This window comes from Bradyrhizobium iriomotense, from assembly GCF_018129405.1.
Classification (GTDB): Bacteria; Pseudomonadota; Alphaproteobacteria; order Rhizobiales; family Xanthobacteraceae; genus Bradyrhizobium; species Bradyrhizobium iriomotense_B.
Genome location: NZ_JAFCLP010000006.1, coordinates 235,514 through 257,442, shown reverse-complemented (window position 1 = coordinate 257,442; position 21,929 = coordinate 235,514). Strand labels below are relative to the sequence as shown.

The following is a 21,929-nucleotide window of genomic DNA, read 5'->3' as shown; positions in this document are numbered from 1 at the left end:
TAGGACATGGCAGGAAGGGGCGCAACTCAACCTGCCGGGAGGGCCGCCATGCTGTTTCCAACCACAATCGCCGGCTCCCTGCCGAAGCCGGAGTGGCTCGCCGAGCCCAACATGCTCTGGGCACCCTGGAAGTCCGGAGGCGACGAGCTTCTTCGCGCCAAGCGCGACGCGACGCTGATCTGGCTGAAGATCCAGGAGGACGCCGGCATCGACATCGTCACCGAGGGCGAGCAGGCCCGCCAGCATTTCGTGCACGGTTTTCTGGAGAAGATCGAAGGCATCGATTTCGCCCACAAGGTCGAGATGGGCATCCGCAAGGACCGCTACAAGGCGATGGTCCCGCAAGTGGTCGCGCCGCTCCGGCTGAAGGGCCGCGTCCACGCCTTCGAGGCGCGCGTCGCGCGCACGCATACGAAGAAGAAGCTGAAATTCACCCTGCCCGGCCCGATGACCATCATCGACACCATAGCCGACCGCTACTATGGCGATCGGGTCAAGATGGCCTTTGCCTTCGCCGAGCTGCTCAATGAAGAAGCCAAGGCGTTGCAGGCCGACGGCGTCGATCTCGTGCAGTTCGACGAGCCCGCCTTCAACGTCTACATGGACGAGGTCAACGACTGGGGCATCAAGGCGCTGGAGCGCGCTGCGCAGGGCCTCACCTGCACCACCGCCGTGCACATCTGCTACGGCTATGGCATCAAGGCCAATACCGACTGGAAAGAGACGCTCGGCAGCCAGTGGCGGCAATACGAGCAGATCTTCCCCGCGATCGACGCCAGCCCGATCCAGCAGGTCGCGATCGAATGCCGCAATTCGAAGGTGCCGCTCGACCTGCTCGCGCTGCTCAAGACCAAGATCGTGCAGGCCGGCGTGATCGACGTCGCCAGCGATACGGTCGAGACCGCCGAGGACGTCGTCAAGGTGATCGACGCGGTGTCGAAATTCGTACCCAAGAGCAACATCATCGCCACCACCAATTGCGGCATGGCGCCGATGCGGCGCGAGATCGCCGAAGCCAAGCTGATGGCGCTCGGCGCCGGCGCGGCGCTGGCGCGCGAGAGGCTGGGATGATGGCGGTGCGCGTCGCCTGCATCGTCGCCGTGCTGGCGGTCGCCGCGTTGCCGGCACGCGCGGAGGACCGCTCGGTGCTCGTCAATTGCAAGGCGACGGTGGAGCGCGCATCGAAAATTGCGACCGCCGCAAGCGAAGCCGAGCTCGCCCGCTGCCGCCAGGTGATCCGGGAATGGGCGCTCCGCGATGCGCGGATGACCGTCGACGAACAGGGGCAGCCTATACGCTAGCTGCGCGCGCTGTCGGATGCAGCACCGGCTGATATCCGGCGATGATCGCGCGCAGCGTGGACGGCGGCGTCAGCAACATCGGACGATCGAGGGCGCGTGCATGCGGGTCGTAGCCCGCGAACGACCACAGCAGCGCCCTGCCCTGCGTCACCAAAAAGCTCTCGTTACCCTGCTGCACCATCGCGCCATCAGGCAATTGCGCGAGCGGCATCGGCAGTTCATGCAGCCGTTTCTTGCCACGATCGAGCCGCTCCCGATGCAGCACGGCATCCATCGCCTTCGCGCTCACCTCGCCTGCACGATTCCCCTTCTCCCAGGCAGCCCGAAACCGCTTGGCGTCGCCGCGGCGGCAGAAGAAGCACGGCCGATGTCCGGCTGCAAAGGCGGTGGCCTCGTCAAGAAAGAACAGCTCGGTCCAGCTCCGCCGCGCCATCACAGAACGCCGCCAGCCGCGAAATTCGCACAGGCAGGTGATCCATGCCGGCGTCGACCAGCGCTTGTTCAGAAGCGTCTTCGTGGAGGGATCGTGGATGATGCCGCGGTTGCCGGTGAACATCCCGCGATGCGGCGTCGCGATGATCTCGCCGGTGGGCGTGACGCGGTTTTGCAGGGGCATGGTGGCTTATTCAACTGCCGTCATTCCGGAATGGTCCGCAAGGACCAGACCCGGAATCTCGAGATTCCGGGTTCGATGCTTCGCATCGCCCCGGAATGACTCCGTCCCTCACGCCGCCCCGTCGCGCAGCGGCGGGTGGTAGGACAGCGCGGTGTCCCAGGGGAAGAAGATCCAGGTGTCCTGCGACACCTCGGTGATGAAGGTGTCGACCAGCGGGCGTCCCATCGGCTTGGCATAGACCGTGGCGAAATGCGCATCCGGCAGCATCTCGCGTACCAGCTTGCCGGTCTTGCCGGTATCGACGAGGTCGTCGACGATCAGGAGCCCCTTGCCGGTGCCGTTGCCGAGCTTGATCGCGGCCTCCGAGATGCCCTTGAGCACCTGGAGCTCGCCCTGCTTGTCGTGGTCGTAGCTGGCGATGCAGACCGTATCGATGATGCGAACGCCGAGCTCGCGCGCGACGATCGCGGCCGGCACCAGGCCGCCGCGGGTGATCGCGATCACCGCGTGGAACGGGCCGACCTCGTTGAGCCGCCAGGTCAGCGCCCGGCAATCCCGGTGGAACTGGTCCCACGAGACCGGAAAGGCCTTGCCCGCCCGCTCCTGCGCACTCAGTTCCGGTGCTTCACCAGCCATCGTCGTCTCCTGCTTCGTCTGCCGGCAAATCCTCTGCTAGCGGGTGATGTTCAATCCCGCCAGCATTTCCTTCACTGCCGCCATCGCTGCGGCGAGCTTGTCCGCATCGCGCGAGCGCACCACCAGATTGGTGTTCGGCTTCTGCTCCTCATCCATGAAGGGATAGCTGCCGATGATGGTGTCGGGATGGGCGGCGGCGATCGCCCGCAGCGGACTGCCGATGTCACCCTCCCGGGCGTTGGCACGAACCGATTCGGAGAGCATGCGCACACCCGATTTCAGCTTGGGCGAAACGATGTCCATCATCGCCTGCATGATCGAGGGCACGCCCGCCATCACGATGACATTGCCGATCTTGAAGCCGGGGGCGAGGATGGTCGCGCTCTGGATCAGCTCGGCGCCGTCGGGGATGCGGGCCATGCGCAGGCGGGCCTCGTTGAGGTCCTGCTCGCTCCAGCGCTCGCGAAAACGGGCGACCACCTCCGGGTGGTGATCGATGCCGACGCCAAAGGCCTTGGCGACGCTGTCGGCCGTGATGTCGTCATGGGTCGGCCCGATGCCGCCCGTGGTGAAGACGTAGGTGTAGCGATGCCGCAGTGCATCCAACGCGGCGATGATGTCGGCCTCGTCGTCGGAGACGACCCGGACTTCCTTCAGGTCGATGCCGATATTGGTCAGGTATTCGGCGATGAAGCCGATATTCTTGTCCTTGGTCCGGCCGGACAGGATTTCATCCCCGATGACCAGAATGCCCGCCGTGACGATCTCGCTCATAAACCCTGTCCCTCACCAGTAGCGCCGACTTTGCCGAGGTAACGCGTTGAAGTCACGCGGTTTTGCTGCCGAAATAAGCAGTCCTCAGCCATTTTTTCAGGCAAGCGGCCGGCCATCCCCGGTAAATGCTGCCAGTCCATGCTTATCGCGCTGGCCCGGCCCTTGCTACCACATGAAAGTCATGCACTGTTGACGCATGGCCACGGAGAACAGTCGGGATCTATGGCAGTCGCGTTTGATGAAATGAATATTCCCGGCGGGGACCTTCGCCCCGCCTATCAGGAGCTGGCACGCTGGCTCAAGGAGACGCCTCCCGAGGCGCTCGAATATCGCCGCCAGGAAGCCGAGCTCCTGTTCCGCCGGATCGGCATCACCTTTGCTGTCTATGGCGAGGCGGAGTCCACCGAGCGCCTGATCCCGTTCGACGTGATCCCCAGGATCATGTCCGGCAAGGAATGGGCGCTGCTGGAGAAGGGCCTGAAGCAGCGCGTGCGCGCACTCAACATGTTCCTGCGCGACATCTATCACGGCCGTGAGATCCTCCGCGCCGAGGTGGTGCCCGACGATTTGATCTTCCAGAACCCGGTCTTCCGCCCCGAGATGAACGGCCAGCAGGTGCCGCACGACGTCTACGTGCACATCGCCGGCATCGACATCGTACGGGTCGACGCCGAGGACTTCATCGTGCTGGAGGACAATGCGCGCACGCCCTCGGGTGTGTCCTACATGCTGGAAAACCGCGAGATCATGATGCGGCTGTTTCCGGACCTGTTCGCCCGCCACAAGGTGGCGCCGGTCGAACGCTATCCGGACGAGCTGCTCGCGGCCCTGCGTTCAGTTGCGCCGCAAAGCGCCTCGGGCGAGCCGACGGTCGCCCTGCTCACGCCGGGCGTCTACAACTCCGCCTATTACGAGCACTCGTTCCTGGCCGACAAGCTCGGCATCGAGCTGGTCGAGGGCCGCGACCTCATCGTCAAGAACAACGAAGTGTTCATGCGGACGACTGAGGGCGTGAAGCGGGTCGACGTGATCTACCGCCGCGTCGACGACGACTTCCTCGATCCCCTCACCTTCCGCCCCGACTCCGTGCTCGGCGTGCCCGGACTGATGTCAGCCTATGCGGCCGGCAACATCACGCTCGCCAACGCCGTCGGCACCGGCATCGCCGATGACAAGGCGATCTACTCCTACATGCCGGATATCGTGAAATTCTATCTCGGCGAGGAGCCGATCCTGAAGAACGTGCCGACCTGGCGCTGCCGCGAGCCGAAGGACCTCGCCTACGTGCTGGATAACCTCGGCGAGCTTGTCGTGAAAGAGGTGCACGGCTCCGGCGGCTACGGCATGCTGATCGGCCCGGCCGCGACCAAGGCGACGATCGAAGCCTTCCGCGAAAAGCTCAAGCGCGAGCCGGAAGGTTTTATCGCCCAGCCAACGCTGGCGCTCTCGACCTGTCCGACCTGCACCGCAAGCGGCCTTGCCCCGCGCCACGTCGACCTTCGCCCCTTCGTGCTCACCGGCAGCAAGAGCACCACCATCGTGCCCGGCGGCCTCACCCGCGTCGCGCTGAAGGAAGGCTCCCTGGTGGTGAATTCGAGCCAGGGCGGCGGCACCAAAGACACCTGGATCCTGGACGAGTAGAGAGATGCTGTCGCGTACCGCCGAAAACCTCTACTGGCTCGCCCGCTACGTCGAACGGGCCGAATATCTCGCGCGCACCATCGATGCGACGCTGCGCGTCACCGCGCTTCCCGCCGCCTATATCGGCAAGACCAATGAATGGGACTCGGCGCTGCTGACCGCCGGCGTCGCCGCCAGCTTCTATCAGACCTATGAGGAAGCCAACGAGCACAACGTCGTCGAATATCTCTCGTTCTCGCCGAACAACCCGTCCTCGATCCGGAACTGCATCGAGGCGGCGCGGCTGAACTCGCGCTCGGTGCGCACCGCGCTCACCAGCGAGATGTGGGACACCATCAACTCGGCCTGGATCGAGCTTCAGGCAGTCTGGAGCAAGGGCACCTCGACGCGCGAGGACCTCGCCAAATTCCTCCGCTTCGTGCAGGAGACCTCGCTGCGCTTCGACGGCTCGGCCTACCGGACCATGCTGCGCAACGACGCCTACTGGTTCTCGCGCATGGGCGTGCACCTCGAGCGCGCCGACAACACCGCCCGCATCCTCGACGTGAAGTACCATGTGCTGCTGCCCGAGGAAGAACATGTCGGCGGCCCGCTCGACTTCTACCAGTGGAGCTCGATCCTGCGCTCGGTCTCGGCGCTGACGGCCTATCACTGGGTCTATCGCGAGACGCTGAAGCCGTGGCTGATCGCGGATCTCCTGATCCTCAACGACACCCTGCCGCGCTCGCTGGCGAGCTGCTACGGCAATCTCGTGCGCAATCTCGACCAGATCGGCGTCGCCTATGGCCGCCAGGGCCCGGCCCAGCGCCACGCCCGCGGCATCCGCAACCGGCTGGAACACAGCAATATGAACGACATTTTCCAGCATGGCGTGCATGAATTCATTCAGGAATTCATCGCGGACAATTCCAGGCTGGGCGAAATCATCACGAAGCAGTATTTGATCTGATACACGCCGTCATTCCGGGATGGTCCGAAGGACCAGACCCGGAATCTCGAGATTCTCAAGTGCGCAATTGCGCACTAGAGTTCGATGCCGGCGCATCGCCCCGGAATGACGCCAGAACAACGGTCCACCATGCGCCTGCGAATCCAGCACACCACGACCTACCGCTACGAGCCGCCGGCCACCAGCGTGATCCAGATCCTGCGCATGACGCCGTGCAGCCATGACGGACAATATGTGGCGGAGTGGCAGATCGACGTCTCCACGGACACCAAGCTCGACACCCATGAGGACGCCTTCGGCAACGTCACCCATGTGCTGTCCTGCGGGCCCGTCGGCGACATCAAGATCACCGCCGAGGGATTGATCGAGACCCACGACACCGGCGGGGTGCTGCGCGGCGCCGACGAACGCTTTCCGGCCGGCATGTTCTTGCGCGCCACCGATCTCACCTCCGTCAATCCGGCGATGGCGGCGGTCGCACGGCAGCTGCGCAGCGAGGCCGAGAGCGACACGCTCGGCTTCCTGCACACGCTGATGAGCGAGATCAGCGACCACATGACCTTCGACGAGGACCCGACCAACAGCGGGACATCGGCGGCGGAGGCGTTCACGCTCAAGCGCGGCGTCTGCCAGGACTATGCGCATATCTTCATCGCCTGCGCCCGCACCGGCGGCGTGCCGGCGCGCTTCGTCTCCGGCCATTTCCTGCGCTCCGACGGCACGGTGCACCAGGACGCCGGCCACGCCTGGGCGGAGGCGTATGTCCCCGATCTCGGCTGGGTCGGCTTCGATCCCGCCAACTGCATCTGCACCACCGATGCCCATGTCCGCGTCGCCATCGGCCTCGACTATCTCGGCGCCGCCCCCGTGCGCGGCACCCGCTATGGCGGCGGGGCGGAGACGCTGACGGTTGCGGTCAAGGTCGAGCAGGCCGGCCGCGGCGGGCAATCGCAGTCGCAGTCCCAGCGGCAGAGCTAGCAGCGTTACAGCCGTAACCGACGACTGCCGCGTTGAAACCGCGCCGTAGCGCGGTTGGTCCAATTCTTGTTGCGATCCGTTCCCGCAACAGAGGTTGAGACAGATGCGGCTTCAAGAAAGACTCAGCGATCACTTCGCACTGCGCGATCCCCAGAAAGCCATGCTTGTGGGCATCCGGGAGTTGGCACCCGAGATCGTGGCGCGCACCGCCGAGATCGAAGCTGCGCGCCGCCTCCCGCCCGACCTCGTCGAGCGGCTGAGATCGATCGGAATCTTCCGCATGTTCGTTCCGCGGAGCCATGGCGGGCTGGAGCTCGATTTTCCTGATGGCCTCGAGGTCATCAAGGCGCTGACCCGTCTCGACGGCTCGGTCGGCTGGACCGCGATTGTCGCCGGCGTCGGCAGCCTGTTCGCCGCGGCGGCACGCCCTGAATTGTATCAGCAAATGTACCAGGACGGTCCTGACGTCGCGATCTGCGGCTCGTCACAACCGGCAGGAACGGCGGAACGCGTGTCCGGCGGTTATCGCGTCAAGGGCCGCTGGCCGTTCGCCAGCTCCTGCATGCATGCCGACTGGATCGGCGGATTCTGCATCGTCACCGAGAATGGCAAGCCGGTCCCCGGCCCGCACGGCAAGCCGCAGATTGGCGCCGTCGCCTTGCCGGCGCGCGACTGGGATATCGAGGACACCTGGCACGCGGCCGGGCTCAAAGGCACCGGCAGCCAACACATCGCGCTACGGGAGAGGCTGGTTCCCGAAGCAAATGTCTTCGATCTCGAGACTCCCCCTCGCATGTCCGGTCCGCTCTATCAGGCATTGCGGCAATGGCTGCCTGTGGCGCACGGCGCGTTCTCGGTGGGCCTCGCCGAAGGCGCGGTCGATGACCTGCTCGCCCTGGCCCATACCGGGCGGCAGCAATTATATGCGGCCGTCCCGATGCGGGAGTCCGAGACCTTCCAGTACGAGCTCGGCCGCATCTCCGCGAACCTTAAGGCCGCGCAGGCCCTCCACGAGGTCCAGGTCGCCAGCCACTGGCGGCGTGCGCTGGCGGGCACGCTGAACGACGAAGACCTGGTCATCGAGGCCGCTCAATCCGCGGTCTGGCTCGCCACGACCTGCGTCGGCATTGCGGATGCCTGCTTTGCGCTGGCCGGAAGCAGTGCGGTCTACGACAGCTCGCCGCTGCAGCGGCGCCTGCGCGACCTTCACGTCGGCGCGCAGCACGCTCACGCGCAGCAGAGGCAATATGTCGACGTCGGCCGACTGGCGTTGCGCCGCTCGGCTGAGGATGCCGCCTGAACGCATCAGCCGTGCTACACTCGCGGGATCACCCGACCCCGCGAGGCCCTCATGGCAACTGTAAAACTGCTTTCGGACGATGAGCTCTCCAGCGAGGCGCGCGCCGTTTTCGACGACATCCGCAAGGTGCGGCAATCGGATTTCGTCAACAATTTCTGGCGCGCGCTGGCGCATGATCCGAAGACGCTGCGGCGGACCTGGGAAAGCCTCAAGGAGGTGATGGCGCCGGGGGCGCTCGATCCCAAGGTCAAGGAAATGCTCTATGTCGCGGTTTCCGTGGCGCATGGCTGCAGCTACTGCATCCATTCGCACACCGCGAGCGCCCGGGCCAAGGGCATGACCGCGGCCGAATATGGCGAGCTGCTCGCCATCGTCGGTATGGCCGCGGAAACGAACCGGCTGGTCACGGCCCTCGGCGTTCCCGTCGATGAGGCGTTTCTCGTCGATGCCGCCGACTGAGGTCGGCGGTCGCAGTCGCGCCTGGGAATGACGACCTCCCCGCGGGAATCGGGGGTTTCATGCCTCCCTGAAATTCGCTAGTAATTTCGCGCTAACGCGTTCGGGGACTGGAAATGACCTATTGTTGCGGAATCCTGGTTCGGGACGGTCTGGTGATGATCGCCGATACCCGCACCAATGCCGGTCTCGACAACGTCTCGACCTTCCGCAAGCTGCATATCTTCTCCAAGCCCGGCGACCGCATCATGGCGATCGCCAGCGCCGGCAACCTCGCCATCAGCCAGTCGGTGCTCTCGACGCTGACCGAGGGCCTCGAAGACCCCAATACGGGCGAGATCGAGACGCTGATGAACGCCCCGACCATGTTCCAGGCCGCCCAGCGCATCGGCCGGGCGATCCGAGCCGTGCATGCGACCGAAGGCCCGGCGCTGAAGTCCGAGGACGTCTCCTTCGACGTCTCGTTCCTGTTCGGCGGCCAGATCAAGGGCGCGCGCATGCGCCTGTTCATGGTCTACACCGCCGGCAATTTCATCGAATGCACCACCGACACGCCCTACCTGCAGATCGGCGAGCACAAATATGGCAAGCCGGTGCTCGACCGCGCCATGCATTACGACGTCGAGCTCTATGAGGCGCTGAAGACCGGCCTGATCTCGATGGACTCGACCATGCGGTCCAATCTCGGCGTCGGCCTGCCGATCGACGTGCTGGTGGTGCGCACGGACGCCTGCGAGGCCGATCTCAACCACCGCATCGAGGCGGGCGAGCCCTATTTCCACGATCTGCGCTCGCGCTGGTCGGCGGCGTTGCGCGCGGCGCATCAGAACATTCCGCGCCCGCCCTACAAGAACGAAAAAGAACCCAAAACCTGACAGCTCAAGAGAAAAGGCAGGAAACGATGAGTGAAGCGAAAAAGATCGCAGTGGTGACAGGCGCCGGCACCGGTGTCGGGCGCGCGGCGTCGCTGGCGCTGATGAACACCGGCTTCACCGTGGTGCTGGTCGGGCGCCGAATGGAGATGCTCGAGGAAACCGCGAAGCTCGGCCCCGCCGGCAAAAGTCTGTGCGTCACCGCCGACATGACCAAGCCGGACTCGATCGCCGCGCTGTTCGACAAGGTGAAGGCGACCTATGGCCGCCTCGACGTGCTCTTCAACAATGCCGGCATGGGCGCGCCGGCGGTGAACTTCGAGGACCTCAGCCTCGAGCAGTGGCAGGCGGTGGTGAACACCAACCTCACCGGCCCGTTCCTGTGCACCCAGCACGCCTTCCGCATCATGAAGGACCAGACCCCGCGCGGCGGCCGCATCATCAACAACGGCTCGATCTCGGCGCATGCGCCGCGGCCGTTCTCGGCGGCCTACACCTCGACCAAGCACGCCATCACCGGCCTCACCAAGGCCAGCAATCTCGACGGCCGCATGTATGACATCGCGGTCGGCCAGGTCGACATCGGCAATGCGGCAACCCCGATGACCGACCGCATGGTCAACGGCCCCGGCGTGCTGCAGCCCGACGGCACCACCAAGCACGAGCCGCGCATGGACGCCAAGGCGGTCGGCGATGCCGTCGCCTACATGGCCGGCCTGCCGCTCGACGCCAACGTGCTGACCATGACGGTGATGGCGACCAAGATGCCGTTCGTCGGGCGGGGCTGAACAAAAAGCGCGAAAACAACCCCATGCACAGTAGGCGTCAAGTGGCGCCTGCTGCTGCTCGGCTGCTGGGGTGACGCAAGTTAAATCCCCGCGCTATCTCAACAATCGTCATTGCGAGCGCAGCGAAGCAATCCAGACCGTCAAATGCGGCGGGATTCCGGATTGCTTCGCTGCGCTCGCAATGACGGGGAAAGAGTGGAGGCCTACTCCAGGCTCTCCACCTGCCGCAGGGTCGGAAACAGCTTCATCCACAAGAGCGCCACCGCCACCGTGCAGACGCCGCCGAGCACGGCGGCGGGCATGGTGCCGAACAGGGCGGCCGTGAGGCCGCTCTCGAACTGGCCGAGCTGGTTGGAGGCGTTGATGAACAGGAAGTTCACCGCGCCGACGCGGCCGCGCATCTCGTCGGGTGTCGAGAGCTGCACCAGCGAGAAGCGGATCACGACGCTGATCGTGTCGGCCGCGCCGAGGATCGCGAGCGACAGCACCGACAGCCACATCCACGACGACAGCGCGAATACGATCGTGGCAATGCCGAACACGATCACGGCCTGGAACATGCGCAGGCCGACATGGCGCGAGATGGCGTGGCGCGCCAGCACCATGGTCATCAGGAGTGCGCCGACCGCAGGCGCCGCGCGAAGCACGCCGAGGCCCACCGTGCCGGTCTGAAGGATGTCGCGGGCATAGATCGGCAACAGCGCGGTGACGCCGCCGAACAGCACGGCGAACAGGTCGAGCGAGATGGTGCCGAGAATCGCGGGATTGCTGCGGATGAAACGGACCCCGGCGAAGATATTGTCCGCAACGTCCATGTCCTTGGCAACAGCCTGCGGACGCGGCCGGATGAAGCCGGTCAGGATCATCCCTAGGATCCAGAACAGAAGCATCACGGCGTAGGCGAGATGCGGCGCGATCGCGTAGGCGAATCCGCCGAGGGCCGGACCGGTAATGGTCGCGACCTGCCCCGCACCGCTTGCGACCGCCGTGGCGCGCTGGAGCGATCCCTGCGGCGCGATCAGCGGCAGCAGCGCCGCGGTGGTCGGGCTCTCGAACGCGCCGGCAATGCCGAGTACGAACGTCGCGATGAAGATCTGCACCTCGCTGACTGCGCCGAGATAGGTGATGGTTGCGAGATAGAGCGCGGTCAGAGCTTCCACGAGCTGGCAGAGCTGGACCACGCGTTTGCGCTCGAAACGGTCGGCGGCGTGGCCGGCAACGAACACCAGGAGCGCGGTCGGCAGGAACTGCACGAGGCCGACCATGCCGAGGTCGAAGGCCGAGCCGGTGAGATCGTAGATCTGCCAACCGATCGCGACCGCCGCGATCTGGCTCGAAAAGCGCGACAGGCTGCGCGAGAGCAGGAAGAACAGAAAGGCGCGGTGGGCGAGGAGCGCGCCGGCGCTGACCGGCGGATTTTGGGATATTGGCTGCTCTGGCATCGCCGCTTCGGTCACCTCGGACTGTCCGCCCCCTGATCTCGATGGGCCTTTCGCGTGGCTGAGACGGGTCCGCTTGTCAACAATGGGACACTTCCGTGGCCTGTCGGCATTGCCTTTGCAACGCACGCGCGGCCATAATCATTGGGGGTTTGGGGACATCATGCTTCGACTGCAATCGGCACTCGGCATTTTCGCATTGCTGCTGATCGCCTTCGCGCTGGCAGAGAATCGCCGCGCGGTCTCGCTGCGCCAGGCGGCGATCGGCCTCGCCGCGACCTTCGTCACCGCGGTCGTGCTGCTGAAGCTGCCGGTCGTCGCCCATGCGTTCGGTGCCATCAACGACGCGGTCGGCGCCATCTCGGCGGCCTCGCGCGCAGGCTCCGCCTTCGTGTTCGGCTATATCGGCGGCGGCACCCTGCCCTTCGACCTGAAGGTGCCCGGCGCGGACTTCATCCTGGCGTTCCAGGCGCTGCCGATTGTGCTGGTCATGAGCGTGCTGACGACGCTGCTGTTCTATTGGCGGGTACTGCCGCCGATCGTGCGCGGCATGGCCTGGCTGCTGGAGCGCACGCTCGGCGTCGGCGGCGCGGTCGGCCTGTCGACCGCCGCCAACATCTTCCTCGGCATGGTGGAGGCGCCGCTGTTCGTGCGGCCGTATCTGGCACAGATGACCCGCAGCGAATTGTTTCTGGTCATGACCGGCGGCATGGCCGGCATCGCCGGTACCGTGCTGGTGCTCTATGCGACGCTGCTGGCGCCGCTCATCCCCGACGCGGCCGCGCATTTCGTCATCGCCTCCGTGCTGGGCGCGCCGGCCGCGATCCTCGTCAGCCTGATCATGGTGCCCGAGACCTCGGACAAGCGCACCGGCGGCGCGCTGGAGGATCCCGAGACGGACGTCGCCAGCACGATGGACGCGATCGTGAAAGGCACCAGCGCAGGGCTCGAGCTGCTGCTCAACATCGTCGCCATGCTGCTGGTGCTGGTGGCGCTGGTCTATCTCGTCAACGCCATCCTCGGCCTGTTGCCAAACATCGGCGGCGCCGCGATCTCGCTGCAGCGTCTGCTGGGTCTCGTCATGGCGCCGGTGTGCTGGCTGATGGGATTGCCGTGGGACCAGGCGGTGACGGCCGGCAGCCTGATGGGCACCAAGACCGTGCTCAACGAATTGATCGCCTATGTCGATTTCTCGAAACTGCCGCCCGATGCGCTCGACCCACGCTCGCGCCTGATCATGCTCTACGCGATGTGCGGCTTCGCCAATTTCGCCAGCCTCGGCATCATGATCGGCGGCCTGGGGGTGATGGCGCCGGAGCGGCGCGACGAGATCAACGCACTGGGGCTGAAGTCGATCATATCGGGGACGCTGACGACATGTCTGATGGGGGCGGTGGTGGGGGTGCTGGCGTAGCAACGAAGCCCTCGTAGCCCGGATGAGCGCAGCGATATCCGGGACTTTGTGCGTCGTCGCTGGCGGTGCCCCGGATGTCGCTGCGCTCATCCGGGCTACAAGAGAACCGTCATTGCGAGCCAACGGGTCCGCGCGAAGCGCGCCCCGATGACAGGCTCCGCGAAGCAATCCAGAAATGCGTCTGCGGAGATAGTCTGGATTGCTTCGTCGCAAGAGCTCCTCGCAATGACGGCGGAGAGACCTACGCCTTCAACTCAACCGTCTTGAACTCCGCCGGCAGGATCACCTCCAGCAGCTCGACGTCGTCCGAATAATCCAGGATCATGTGCTTGATCTTCGGCGGCTGGGTCCAGGCGCTGCCTTGCTTCATCAAGGTCTCGCCCTGCCCGTCCATGTAGGTCTTCACCCAGCCCTTGAGCACGTAGACCATCTGGAACTCGACGTCGTGGAAGTGCAGCTTCGAGACTTCCGCCGGGTCGCAGGGACCTTGCAGGCGGATCACATGCGCCTGTGCGAGGCCGTGGGTCGCATCGGCAATGCCGAGGTCGCGATACTTCGCGTAGGCGCGCAGGCCGTCGGCCTTGAAGTCTTCCTCGCGGTGATGGCTGATCGCGATGCGCTGCCTGGGGCGCGCGGGCTTCTTCGGCGCGGCCGTGCGCGCCTTCGCCTTCACCGCCTTGCGTGCCGAGGATCGTGCCGCGGCCTTGGCGCCACTCCGCTTCTTCGCCGCAGTCTTGGTTTCGGGTCTTGATGCCTTTTGCCTGGCCATTGTCTGCCTCCCTGATCTGAGCCGCGCCCGCCGGACGGGGACAACCCGAAGGCAGATTAGCCAGTCCTGGAGCGGGCAGCAATTGCGGGCTTGGGTCAGCAAGCGCGATGCCCCGCTCGCTCGTAGCTTGTCCGAAGCTGTCGTCGCGAACGGCCGTCGTCTCGTATTCGTTCCCTCGCCGACTTAATCTCCCGCATGAGATTCTGGGGGATTGATTCATGAGCAACAGCGTAGGTCAGCGTGCATTTCACAATGCCCGGCTTCAAAAGCGACAGAAGGCCGAAGTGCTGCCATTGCTCGGGCTGGCCCTCCAGCTGCACAAGCAAGGGCTTCTCTCCGAGGCCCGGGCTGGCTATCGCCAGGTCCTGCAGCTTGCGCCCAACCAGTTCATCGCGCTGCATATGCTCGGCAGCTTGGAGTCTGATGCCAAGAACTATCAGGAAGCCGAAATTCTGCTGAGCCGGGCGGTTGCCGTGGATCCGCAATCTGCCGATGCTCACATGAGCCGGGGCATCGCGCTCAACAAGCTGCGACGTCACGATGAGGCCCGCGAGAGCTATCGACGGGCCCTCGCCTTGCGCCCCAACTACGCCGTAGCCCTGTCCAATCTCGGCAATGCGAGCGTGACTCTTGATCTTCAACAAGCGCTCGAGTGCTACGACAAGGCGCTCGCAATCGACGGGAACCTTGCCGAAGCCCACAACGGCCGGGGTTGGGTGCTCTGCCGTCTGCGCAATTTTGACGAAGCCATCGCAAGCCTGAACCGCGCGCTAGCGATCAAGCCCAACTACGCCTCGGCGCTGGCGAACCGCGCCATCGCCTTGCAGGAGCTTCTGCGATTTGACGAAGCCATGGCGGATTGCAATCAGGCAATCGCGCTCGCGCCCGACGACATGAACGGGTGGTTCGGGCGCGCCAATGTCTGGCTCCAGATCCAGCAAATCGCCGAAGCACTGCACGATAGCGAGAAAGCCATCGCGATCGATCCCGATGCTGCTCAAGCTCACCTGGTGCGGGGCGTTTGTCTCTCCACACTTGGGCGGATCGACGAAGCTCTGGCCAGTTACGACAGAGCCCTCGAGATCGAGCCCAACTTCCCGGGCGCGATCTCCAACAAGATATTCACGCTCGATTTCGCGGCGGATGCCAGCGTTGAGCAGCATCAGCAAGCGCGGCAGGTCTGGTGGGAGCGGATCGGCAAGACGTTCGCTCCAGAAGCGGCGGGACCGTACGACAACAGCCGCGATCCGGATCGCCCGCTGGTGCTCGGCTATGTCTCGTCGGACTTCAACGCGCATTCGGCCGCGTTCATATTCAAGCCGGTCCTGCAATACCATGACCGGGCCCAGTTTGAGGTCGTGTGCTACTCCTGTTCGTCGAAAGTGGACCAGGCGACCGACGAATTTCGAAAGATCGCCGATCGCTGGCGCGACGCCTCGCAATGGAGCGACGATCGCCTCGCCGCCGAGATCCGCGCCGATGGCATCGACATCCTGATCGATCTGTCTGGCCATACCAAAGGAAACCGCCTCAGCATGTTTGCGCGCAAGCCGGCGCCGATCCAGGCGCATGGCTGGGGTCACGGCACCGGCACCGGGCTGCCGACGATCGATTATCTGTTCTCGGACCCGGTCGCGATTCCTCCCGCGGTCCGGCATCTGTTTGCGGAAACCGTTGTCGATCTACCGTGCTTTGTGACGCTGGAGCCGCTGCCGATCGAGCTTGCGCGGGCGTCGACGCCGGCGATCTCGAACGGCTTCGTCACATTCGGCGTCTTCAACCGCATCAGCAAGATTTCGGACCAGGCCGCGAAAGCCTGGTCCAGGATTCTCGAGCGGGTGCCGGGGTCACGACTGCTGATCAAGGACGTTGCGCTGGACGATCAACTGGTCCGCGACAATCTGCTGGCGCGGCTTGCAGCTTGCGGAGTGCCGGCCGAACGCGTCGATCTGCTCGGAACCACGTTGCGAGTCGATCATCTGGCAGCGTTCAATCGCGTCGATATTGCCCTCGACCCGTTCCCGCAGAATGGTGGCGTCAGCACATTGGAAGCCTTGCAGATGGGCGTGCCCGTGGTGGCGAAGCTCGGGCAGAGCCTGCCCAGCCGTGCCGCCGGCTCCATCCTCACCGCGCTTGGCCTGCCGGACTGGGTGACGGACAGCGAGGAGGCCTATGTCGACATCGCGGTGAGCCGTGCGGCTGAGCTCGGCGACCTCGACAAGTTGCGCAGCGAGCTGCCCGGGCAGGTCAGGGCTGCGGCCGCCTGCAACCCGGTCGCCTACGCGGAAGCGGTGGACGAGGCCTATCGCGCGATGTGGAAGCGCTATTGCAGCAGCGGCGCCTGATCGCTGCCCCAGGCGATCACGGGGGATAGTGCGTCCGTAGGGTCGGCATAGCGGCTTGTCCGCCATAGCTCGAAGAGCGACGGCGGAAGCGTGCCCATCATTGTCAGATGTCGCGAGAGATGGTGGGCACGGCGCGCATGCCGCGCCTTTCCTACGAGACCGGTGCTCTGCTCAATGCAGCCGGAACACGCCGTCGACGGCGCGCAGCTCGGCGGGCTTGATCAGCTTGGAATGCGCGACCGTCACCGAGAACAAGGGACCGTCGAGCTTCTCCTGCCAGAAGGCCAGGAAGTCGGTGAGCGCCGGGAATTTCGGAAACATGTCGTAGTTCTGCCAGACATAGGTCTGGAGCAGCGAGGGATGATCCGGCATCCGGTAGAGAATTTGTGCCGTCGTCAGCCCGTAGCCCAGCATCTGTTTCCGGAAGTCCTCGGAAACGCCCCCAACCCGCAGTCCCATGCCAACCTCCTTTGCAGGAGCGCATTCAGGGGGCGGCTTTCCGGTACGCTGCTTACGAGCCACCCGGTGGAGATGCGCTCACATGAGAGAAATGTGACGCAAACTGACAACCCATCTCAAGCCCAAAAGTTTAACAAGCTGTTGAAATTCAATGCGTTAGCAGCAGACATGACTCCGTGCTAATACGGCCTCCCAAGGGGCCTCGAAGAGCCTCCGAGGCTGGTTAACGATGGAAAAGAGATTCTGGCAGTCCACGCTTCCGGCTGCTGATTTTTCTGCTAGAAGCCCTTGCCCCCGCAAAATTCCTGTCCTATTTCAGCCTCGCCTGTGCTAGCACTCGCGGGCACAGACTGCTAACGCCCAAAAATTTCCATATCGTGCAACTACTTAGGAGGACTGCATGAAATTCCGTCCGCTTCACGACCGCGTCGTGGTCAAGCGCATCGACGCAGAAGAGAAGACCGCTGGCGGCATCATCATTCCCGACACTGCCAAGGAAAAGCCCTCCCAGGGCGAAGTCGTCGCCGTCGGCCCGGGTGGCCGCGACGAGGCCGGCAAGCTGATCCCGATCGACCTGAAGGTCGGCGACCGCGTGCTGTTCGGCAAGTGGTCCGGCACCGAGGTCAAGATCGACGGCGTCGATCTCCTGATCATGAAGGAAAGCGACATCATGGGCGTCCTCGACGTCCCCGCTTCCAAGAAGAAGGCGGCCTAACAGCCCCTCTCTCCCTCCAGTCAAAATCCTCAAGGAAAAATCCAGATGGCAGCCAAAGAAGTCAAATTCTCGGTTGAAGCGCGCGACAAGATGCTGCGCGGCGTCGACATCCTCGCCAACGCGGTGAAGGTCACGCTCGGTCCGAAGGGCCGCAACGTCGTGCTCGACAAGTCGTTCGGCGCTCCCCGCATCACCAAGGACGGCGTCACCGTCGCCAAGGAGATCGAGCTCGAGGACAAGTTCGAGAACATGGGCGCGCAGATGGTGCGCGAAGTCGCCTCCAAGTCCGCCGACGCGGCCGGCGACGGCACCACCACCGCGACCGTGCTCGCGGCCGCGATCGTGAAGGAAGGCGCCAAGTCGGTTGCCGCCGGCATGAACCCGATGGACCTCAAGCGCGGTATCGACCTCGCGGTCGAAGCCGTCGTTGCGGACCTGCAGAAGAACTCCAAGAAGGTCACCTCGAACGAGGAGATCGCCCAGGTCGGCACCATCTCGGCCAACGGCGACGCCGAGATCGGCAAGTTCCTCTCCGACGCCATGAAGAAGGTCGGCAACGAGGGGGTCATCACCGTCGAGGAAGCCAAGTCGCTCGAGACCGAGCTCGACGTCGTCGAGGGCATGCAGTTCGACCGCGGCTACATCTCGCCCTACTTCGTCACCAACGCCGACAAGATGCGCGTTGAGATGGACGACGCCTACATCCTCATCAACGAGAAGAAGCTCTCCTCGCTGAACGAGCTGCTGCCGCTGCTCGAGGCCGTGGTGCAGACCGGCAAGCCGCTGGTCATCGTCGCCGAGGACGTCGAAGGCGAAGCCCTCGCGACCCTGGTCGTGAACCGCCTGCGCGGCGGCCTGAAGGTCGCGGCCGTCAAGGCTCCGGGCTTCGGCGATCGCCGCAAGGCCATGCTGCAGGATATCGCGATCCTGACCGGCGGCCAGGCGATCTCGGAAGACCTCGGCATCAAGCTCGAGAACGTCACGCTCAACATGCTCGGTCGCGCCAAGAAGGTGATGATCGACAAGGAGAACACCACGATCGTCAACGGCGCCGGCAAGAAGGCCGACATCGAGGCGCGCGTGGCCCAGATCAAGGCGCAGATCGAGGAGACCACCTCGGACTACGACCGTGAGAAGCTCCAGGAGCGTCTTGCCAAGCTCGCGGGCGGCGTCGCGGTGATCCGCGTCGGCGGCGCGACCGAGGTCGAGGTGAAGGAGCGCAAGGACCGCGTTGATGACGCGATGCATGCGACCCGCGCGGCTGTCGAGGAAGGCATCGTCCCGGGCGGCGGCGTCGCCCTGCTCCGTGCCTCCGAGCAGCTCAAGGGCCTGCGCACCAAGAACGACGACCAGAAGACCGGCGTCGAGATCGTGCGCAAGGCGCTGTCGGCCCCCGCTCGCCAGATCGCGATCAACGCCGGTGAAGACGGCTCGGTGATCGTCGGCAAGATCCTGGAGAACAAGGCCTACAATTACGGCTTCGACTCCCAGACCGGCGAATATGCCGACCTCGTCAAGAAGGGCATCATCGACCCGACCAAGGTGGTCCGCACCGCGATCCAGAACGCAGCTTCGGTTGCGGCCCTGCTGATCACCACGGAAGCCATGGTCGCCGAGCTGCCCAAGAAGGGCGGCGCCGGTCCGGCGATGCCTCCGGGCGGCGGCATGGGCGGCATGGACTTCTGATCCAGCCTCTCAGGCAAACTACGAAATGCGAAAACCCCGGCAGCGATGCCGGGGTTTTTGTTTGGAATGCAATAGAGGTAAATGTTTTGGGAGACCCTGTGAGGCACCTCAGATACCGCCTCGCATGCGGTCTTCGCAAAATATAAGTTACCTGTAGCGCAAATCTCGGATCGTCATTCCCTTCCAGATGTCGACGCCGTGTCCCAGAATCTCTTCTCCCCGTTCAGTTCGCGCAATTACAACCTCGGAAACAAGCTGCCTATCATCAAATCGCCCTGCTCTGAGCGCTCGAACTAAGCTTGCATCCAATGCCCAGCAATCGCCGACAATCCCAATAACGAGATCAGCCACGCCTGGATAGCCATGACCGCGCAATACGCGATCGAATCCCTCACCATCTCTCGACTCGAACACCGTTGAGTAGGAGCCATCCGCTCCCAACACATGCTTCGATCTGACCGCATTGGGATTCATCTTAGCCAGATTCCTTAACTCATACGTACTCACGACACTTACACGATCGACACCTGACAGAAACTCAGCAAGCTGCTGCTTCGAAAGGATATCAGCGTCAAGGCTGCATATTCCAAGCCGCCTTGTATCACCACCGAGAACGCATATTATCTCCGAGCAAGCCACCTGCTCCTCTCCCGAGAGGGCCATGTCCGACAGCAAATCGGCCTGTTCAATCAACCAACGGCCAAACTCTTCCCTGGTCGGCGTTGGCTCCGCGCGAGATCTATCAGCAGCGACGATGTTTCCTTCGACTACTCCATAGATGCCATGAATAAGCGAAACGAAGACCCCACGCGACGCAACAACTCCATTACAATCAAATGCGCCTCCCGTTAGTCTGAATGAATACGACGAGGGGGCAAGAAAAATCCGTCCCGCCACTTTTTGGTCAGGTCCATAGATGGGGCGAATATTTTTCAGATAAGGTTCCAGATAACTGGGAATTTCGGACAGAACTCCCAATCTCTTTAGCAAAACTTCTGGTTCGACTATCTTCCAGTCAATCGGCTGAATCACTTGCAGTTCGGAAAATTCATTCACATGGATCGCGACCTCTGAAAGAGGAAATTGTAATTCACAAAGGTGACGCAACGAAAGCTTGCGCTTATCTAGCAGGTCACCTGCAACTTCCGTTTCACCCTTAAACCACACCTTCACCGAAGTCCCCCCTTCAGTCATCCACTCTGACTGCGAAGCGGGGCGCAGAATTGGTCGATGACCTACTCCACCTCCAAAAGACAAAACAATGGTGTCTTGAAAGCTTCGATCAAATCGACGGGTTCTCACTTCAACTTTATCGCCGAGCATGAACACAGAGAAGAAGCCGATCCCAAACTTGCCAATCATGTTTAGCTTTTGAGGATCTGCATTTGGATAGTCAACGAATGCCGGATCAGTCGACCAGCCGCTGTTTCCAAAATCTAGAAATGGGCCAGCAATAATCTCCTGCGACATTCCAATCCCGTTGTCGGCAACTTCTAAAAAGAAACCAGCACCATCTTTTCCCAGTCGAACCCGAATTCGCCCATCTTTCAATGTAAACGCTGAAAGCACCTCGGACTTCAATCGAATTGCGTCCGCAGCATTCTGCAACAACTCCCGAAGCGGAACCTTCCTGCTATCTCCATATAATGAGCGACCGCCGAGATTGCGGATCAGATCAGGAACATCTGATATTTTGATACTCGTATCGATGGGTATCCAGTCTCGAACTCTTATGGAGTTCACCAAAGTCGTCGCGGATTCAACGTTCGCCACGCGACGAGCAGAAAATCTCAGAGAACCTCCTCTCAGGTCGGCCAACAGCACGTCGGTGGAGCGGAGCTCCTCGTTTATCATCCTGAGCACGTCGTGCGCGAGCCACCATGATTCCGCTTCAGATGGAAGAAACTCGGAAGTTGAGCCAAAATATAGAGCATCCGCTCTCCTCTCGGGTTGCGTCAGCCTGTTCTGAAACAGCCAATGCAGATTAGATGTGTCGTCTAGACTATGCCGGCGCAATGCCCATACGAAGCCGGGAGCTCTCCGCTCGTCAACATGAGCTGCATCGCTTACCCTAAGAAGAGATGCGATTTTCAGAAGATCTACTCTCCATTCGACGGGAAACGGAGGTGGAGCTGGCAATATACGATCCAACCGAGCTGCAACCTTGTTATGATCCCACCAATGACTCGCCGAGATTTCACCAATGACATTTCCAAATTTTTGTCGGATATCCGCATCTTCGAGGAGGTAATATCTTGCCCCTGCGACGGTCGACCACTCCACGTGCGGCAACTCCATGGCACGGTTGGCATGCTCAATTCTAAGCAACGCCTTCACAGCGGCGTCGACCTCGGCGTCGCATGGACTTTCAGGATTGCGAGCGAATTTCCTTAGGGTACCCTGCCATAGCTTGTGGCGCTTAAGCTCGGCTAGTCCCCCGGGATAAGCAGCTAGGCACATCCCCGCATCATGCAGGAGAAAGGAAGCGCCTAGAACGAACGCCTCGGTAGGCGTTATAGGATATTCCGGTCCGACAATTTCACTTGCGACGCCCCAAAGCGCATCCAAGTGCGTGATATCGTGGATCGTGAGGTGACGAAGATCGGCACTGATATTTTGGACCAACTGCTCGACTCTTCTTCGCGACGACAGATATGCATTGCAAAGAATGTCCCTCTGTTCCTTGTGAATGTTAGCCGCAGCGTCACCGAATGCGGCGTTCCATAAGTACGAATATGTATAGCTCATAGTACAACCTTAAAATGATTCTATTGGATCGCAATGGGGTTCC

The 21,929-nt window shown here is 62.8% G+C and carries 20 protein-coding genes; 13 read left to right on the top strand and 7 right to left on the bottom strand.

The features are described 5' to 3' along the window. Positions 1-48: 48 nt before the first annotated feature. Together JQ592_RS16400 and JQ592_RS16395 are read left to right on the top strand one after the other, a co-directional pair. Complete coding sequence (locus JQ592_RS16400; protein WP_211403852.1) at positions 49-1,071, top strand: methionine synthase; 1,023 nt, start codon at positions 49-51, stop codon at positions 1,069-1,071. Further along, complete coding sequence (locus tag JQ592_RS16395; RefSeq protein ID WP_246820435.1) at positions 1,068-1,301, top strand: hypothetical protein; 234 nt, start codon at positions 1,068-1,070, stop codon at positions 1,299-1,301. The genes JQ592_RS16400 and JQ592_RS16395 overlap by 4 nt, the downstream gene beginning before the upstream one ends. On the opposite strand, the gene JQ592_RS16390 is transcribed toward JQ592_RS16395, so the two are convergent. The 3 genes from JQ592_RS16390 to JQ592_RS16380 form a co-directional block, all read right to left on the bottom strand. Then, positions 1,291-1,917: a hypothetical protein gene (locus JQ592_RS16390; protein ID WP_211403851.1), complete on the bottom strand. Its 627-nt coding sequence runs from the start codon at positions 1,915-1,917 to the stop codon at positions 1,291-1,293. The two genes, JQ592_RS16395 and JQ592_RS16390, sit on opposite strands and share 11 nt — an antisense overlap. Positions 1,918-2,025: 108 nt before the next feature. Then, positions 2,026-2,553 carry a xanthine phosphoribosyltransferase gene (gpt, locus tag JQ592_RS16385; protein WP_211403850.1) on the bottom strand — a complete coding sequence of 176 codons (528 nt, stop codon included), beginning with the start codon at positions 2,551-2,553 and terminating at the stop codon, positions 2,026-2,028. Between the two features lie 36 nt (positions 2,554-2,589). Continuing rightward, on the bottom strand, positions 2,590-3,327 hold the full coding sequence (locus tag JQ592_RS16380) for a competence/damage-inducible protein A (RefSeq protein WP_130369341.1): 738 nt from the start codon (positions 3,325-3,327) through the stop codon (positions 2,590-2,592). Between the two features lie 222 nt (positions 3,328-3,549). Here JQ592_RS16380 and JQ592_RS16375 point away from each other — a divergent pair, with 222 nt between their 5' ends. The 7 genes from JQ592_RS16375 to JQ592_RS16345 all read left to right on the top strand — a co-directional run bounded on the left by JQ592_RS16375 (position 3,550) and on the right by JQ592_RS16345 (position 10,311). Beyond that, positions 3,550-4,968 carry a circularly permuted type 2 ATP-grasp protein gene (locus tag JQ592_RS16375; protein WP_211403849.1) on the top strand — a complete coding sequence of 473 codons (1,419 nt, stop codon included), beginning with the start codon at positions 3,550-3,552 and terminating at the stop codon, positions 4,966-4,968. A gap of 4 nt (positions 4,969-4,972) precedes the next feature. Beyond that, on the top strand, positions 4,973-5,917 hold the full coding sequence (locus JQ592_RS16370) for an alpha-E domain-containing protein (RefSeq protein ID WP_080134268.1): 945 nt from the start codon (positions 4,973-4,975) through the stop codon (positions 5,915-5,917). Between the two features lie 129 nt (positions 5,918-6,046). Continuing rightward, positions 6,047-6,895: a transglutaminase family protein gene (locus tag JQ592_RS16365; protein WP_130369337.1), complete on the top strand. Its 849-nt coding sequence runs from the start codon at positions 6,047-6,049 to the stop codon at positions 6,893-6,895. Between the two features lie 160 nt (positions 6,896-7,055). After that, a complete protein-coding gene (locus JQ592_RS16360) occupies positions 7,056-8,195 on the top strand; it encodes an acyl-CoA dehydrogenase family protein (protein ID WP_246820434.1) in 1,140 nt (379 codons plus the stop codon). A 51-nt stretch (positions 8,196-8,246) separates the two neighbouring features. After that, positions 8,247-8,654 (top strand): carboxymuconolactone decarboxylase family protein, encoded by a 408-nt coding sequence (locus tag JQ592_RS16355; protein ID WP_211403847.1) that lies wholly within the window; start codon positions 8,247-8,249, stop codon positions 8,652-8,654. 113 nt (positions 8,655-8,767) lie between these two features. After that, positions 8,768-9,526 (top strand): proteasome-type protease, encoded by a 759-nt coding sequence (locus JQ592_RS16350; RefSeq protein WP_057740901.1) that lies wholly within the window; start codon positions 8,768-8,770, stop codon positions 9,524-9,526. Positions 9,527-9,552: 26 nt separating this feature from the next. Then, a complete protein-coding gene (locus JQ592_RS16345; protein WP_211403846.1) occupies positions 9,553-10,311 on the top strand; it encodes an SDR family oxidoreductase in 759 nt (252 codons plus the stop codon). Between the two features lie 203 nt (positions 10,312-10,514). Here the strand turns inward: JQ592_RS16345 and JQ592_RS16340 are convergent, their stop codons facing one another. Further along, positions 10,515-11,753 (bottom strand): MFS transporter, encoded by a 1,239-nt coding sequence (locus JQ592_RS16340; RefSeq protein ID WP_211403845.1) that lies wholly within the window; start codon positions 11,751-11,753, stop codon positions 10,515-10,517. A 160-nt stretch (positions 11,754-11,913) separates the two neighbouring features. Between JQ592_RS16340 and JQ592_RS16335 the strand changes: the two genes are divergently transcribed. Then, complete coding sequence (locus JQ592_RS16335) at positions 11,914-13,164, top strand: NupC/NupG family nucleoside CNT transporter (RefSeq protein WP_211403844.1); 1,251 nt, start codon at positions 11,914-11,916, stop codon at positions 13,162-13,164. 241 nt (positions 13,165-13,405) lie between these two features. Here the strand turns inward: JQ592_RS16335 and JQ592_RS16330 are convergent, their stop codons facing one another. After that, entirely contained in the window at positions 13,406-13,933 is a 528-nt protein-coding gene (locus JQ592_RS16330; RefSeq protein WP_211403843.1) for a cupin domain-containing protein, read from the bottom strand. A 218-nt stretch (positions 13,934-14,151) separates the two neighbouring features. Here JQ592_RS16330 and JQ592_RS16325 point away from each other — a divergent pair, with 218 nt between their 5' ends. Further along, complete coding sequence (locus tag JQ592_RS16325) at positions 14,152-16,278, top strand: tetratricopeptide repeat protein (RefSeq protein ID WP_211403842.1); 2,127 nt, start codon at positions 14,152-14,154, stop codon at positions 16,276-16,278. Positions 16,279-16,449: 171 nt separating this feature from the next. Here the strand turns inward: JQ592_RS16325 and JQ592_RS16320 are convergent, their stop codons facing one another. Next, positions 16,450-16,737: an usg protein gene (locus JQ592_RS16320; protein WP_018648592.1), complete on the bottom strand. Its 288-nt coding sequence runs from the start codon at positions 16,735-16,737 to the stop codon at positions 16,450-16,452. A 400-nt stretch (positions 16,738-17,137) separates the two neighbouring features. Between JQ592_RS16320 and JQ592_RS16315 the strand changes: the two genes are divergently transcribed. Together JQ592_RS16315 and groL are read left to right on the top strand one after the other, a co-directional pair. Continuing rightward, complete coding sequence (locus JQ592_RS16315; protein ID WP_014494241.1) at positions 17,138-17,452, top strand: co-chaperone GroES; 315 nt, start codon at positions 17,138-17,140, stop codon at positions 17,450-17,452. A 45-nt stretch (positions 17,453-17,497) separates the two neighbouring features. Next, positions 17,498-19,138, top strand: a complete 1,641-nt coding sequence (gene groL, locus JQ592_RS16310) for a chaperonin GroEL (RefSeq protein ID WP_211403841.1) — start codon at positions 17,498-17,500, stop codon at positions 19,136-19,138. A gap of 147 nt (positions 19,139-19,285) precedes the next feature. On the opposite strand, the gene JQ592_RS16305 is transcribed toward groL, so the two are convergent. Further along, complete coding sequence (locus JQ592_RS16305) at positions 19,286-21,886, bottom strand: HD domain-containing protein (RefSeq protein WP_211403840.1); 2,601 nt, start codon at positions 21,884-21,886, stop codon at positions 19,286-19,288. Positions 21,887-21,929 lie beyond the last annotated feature (43 nt).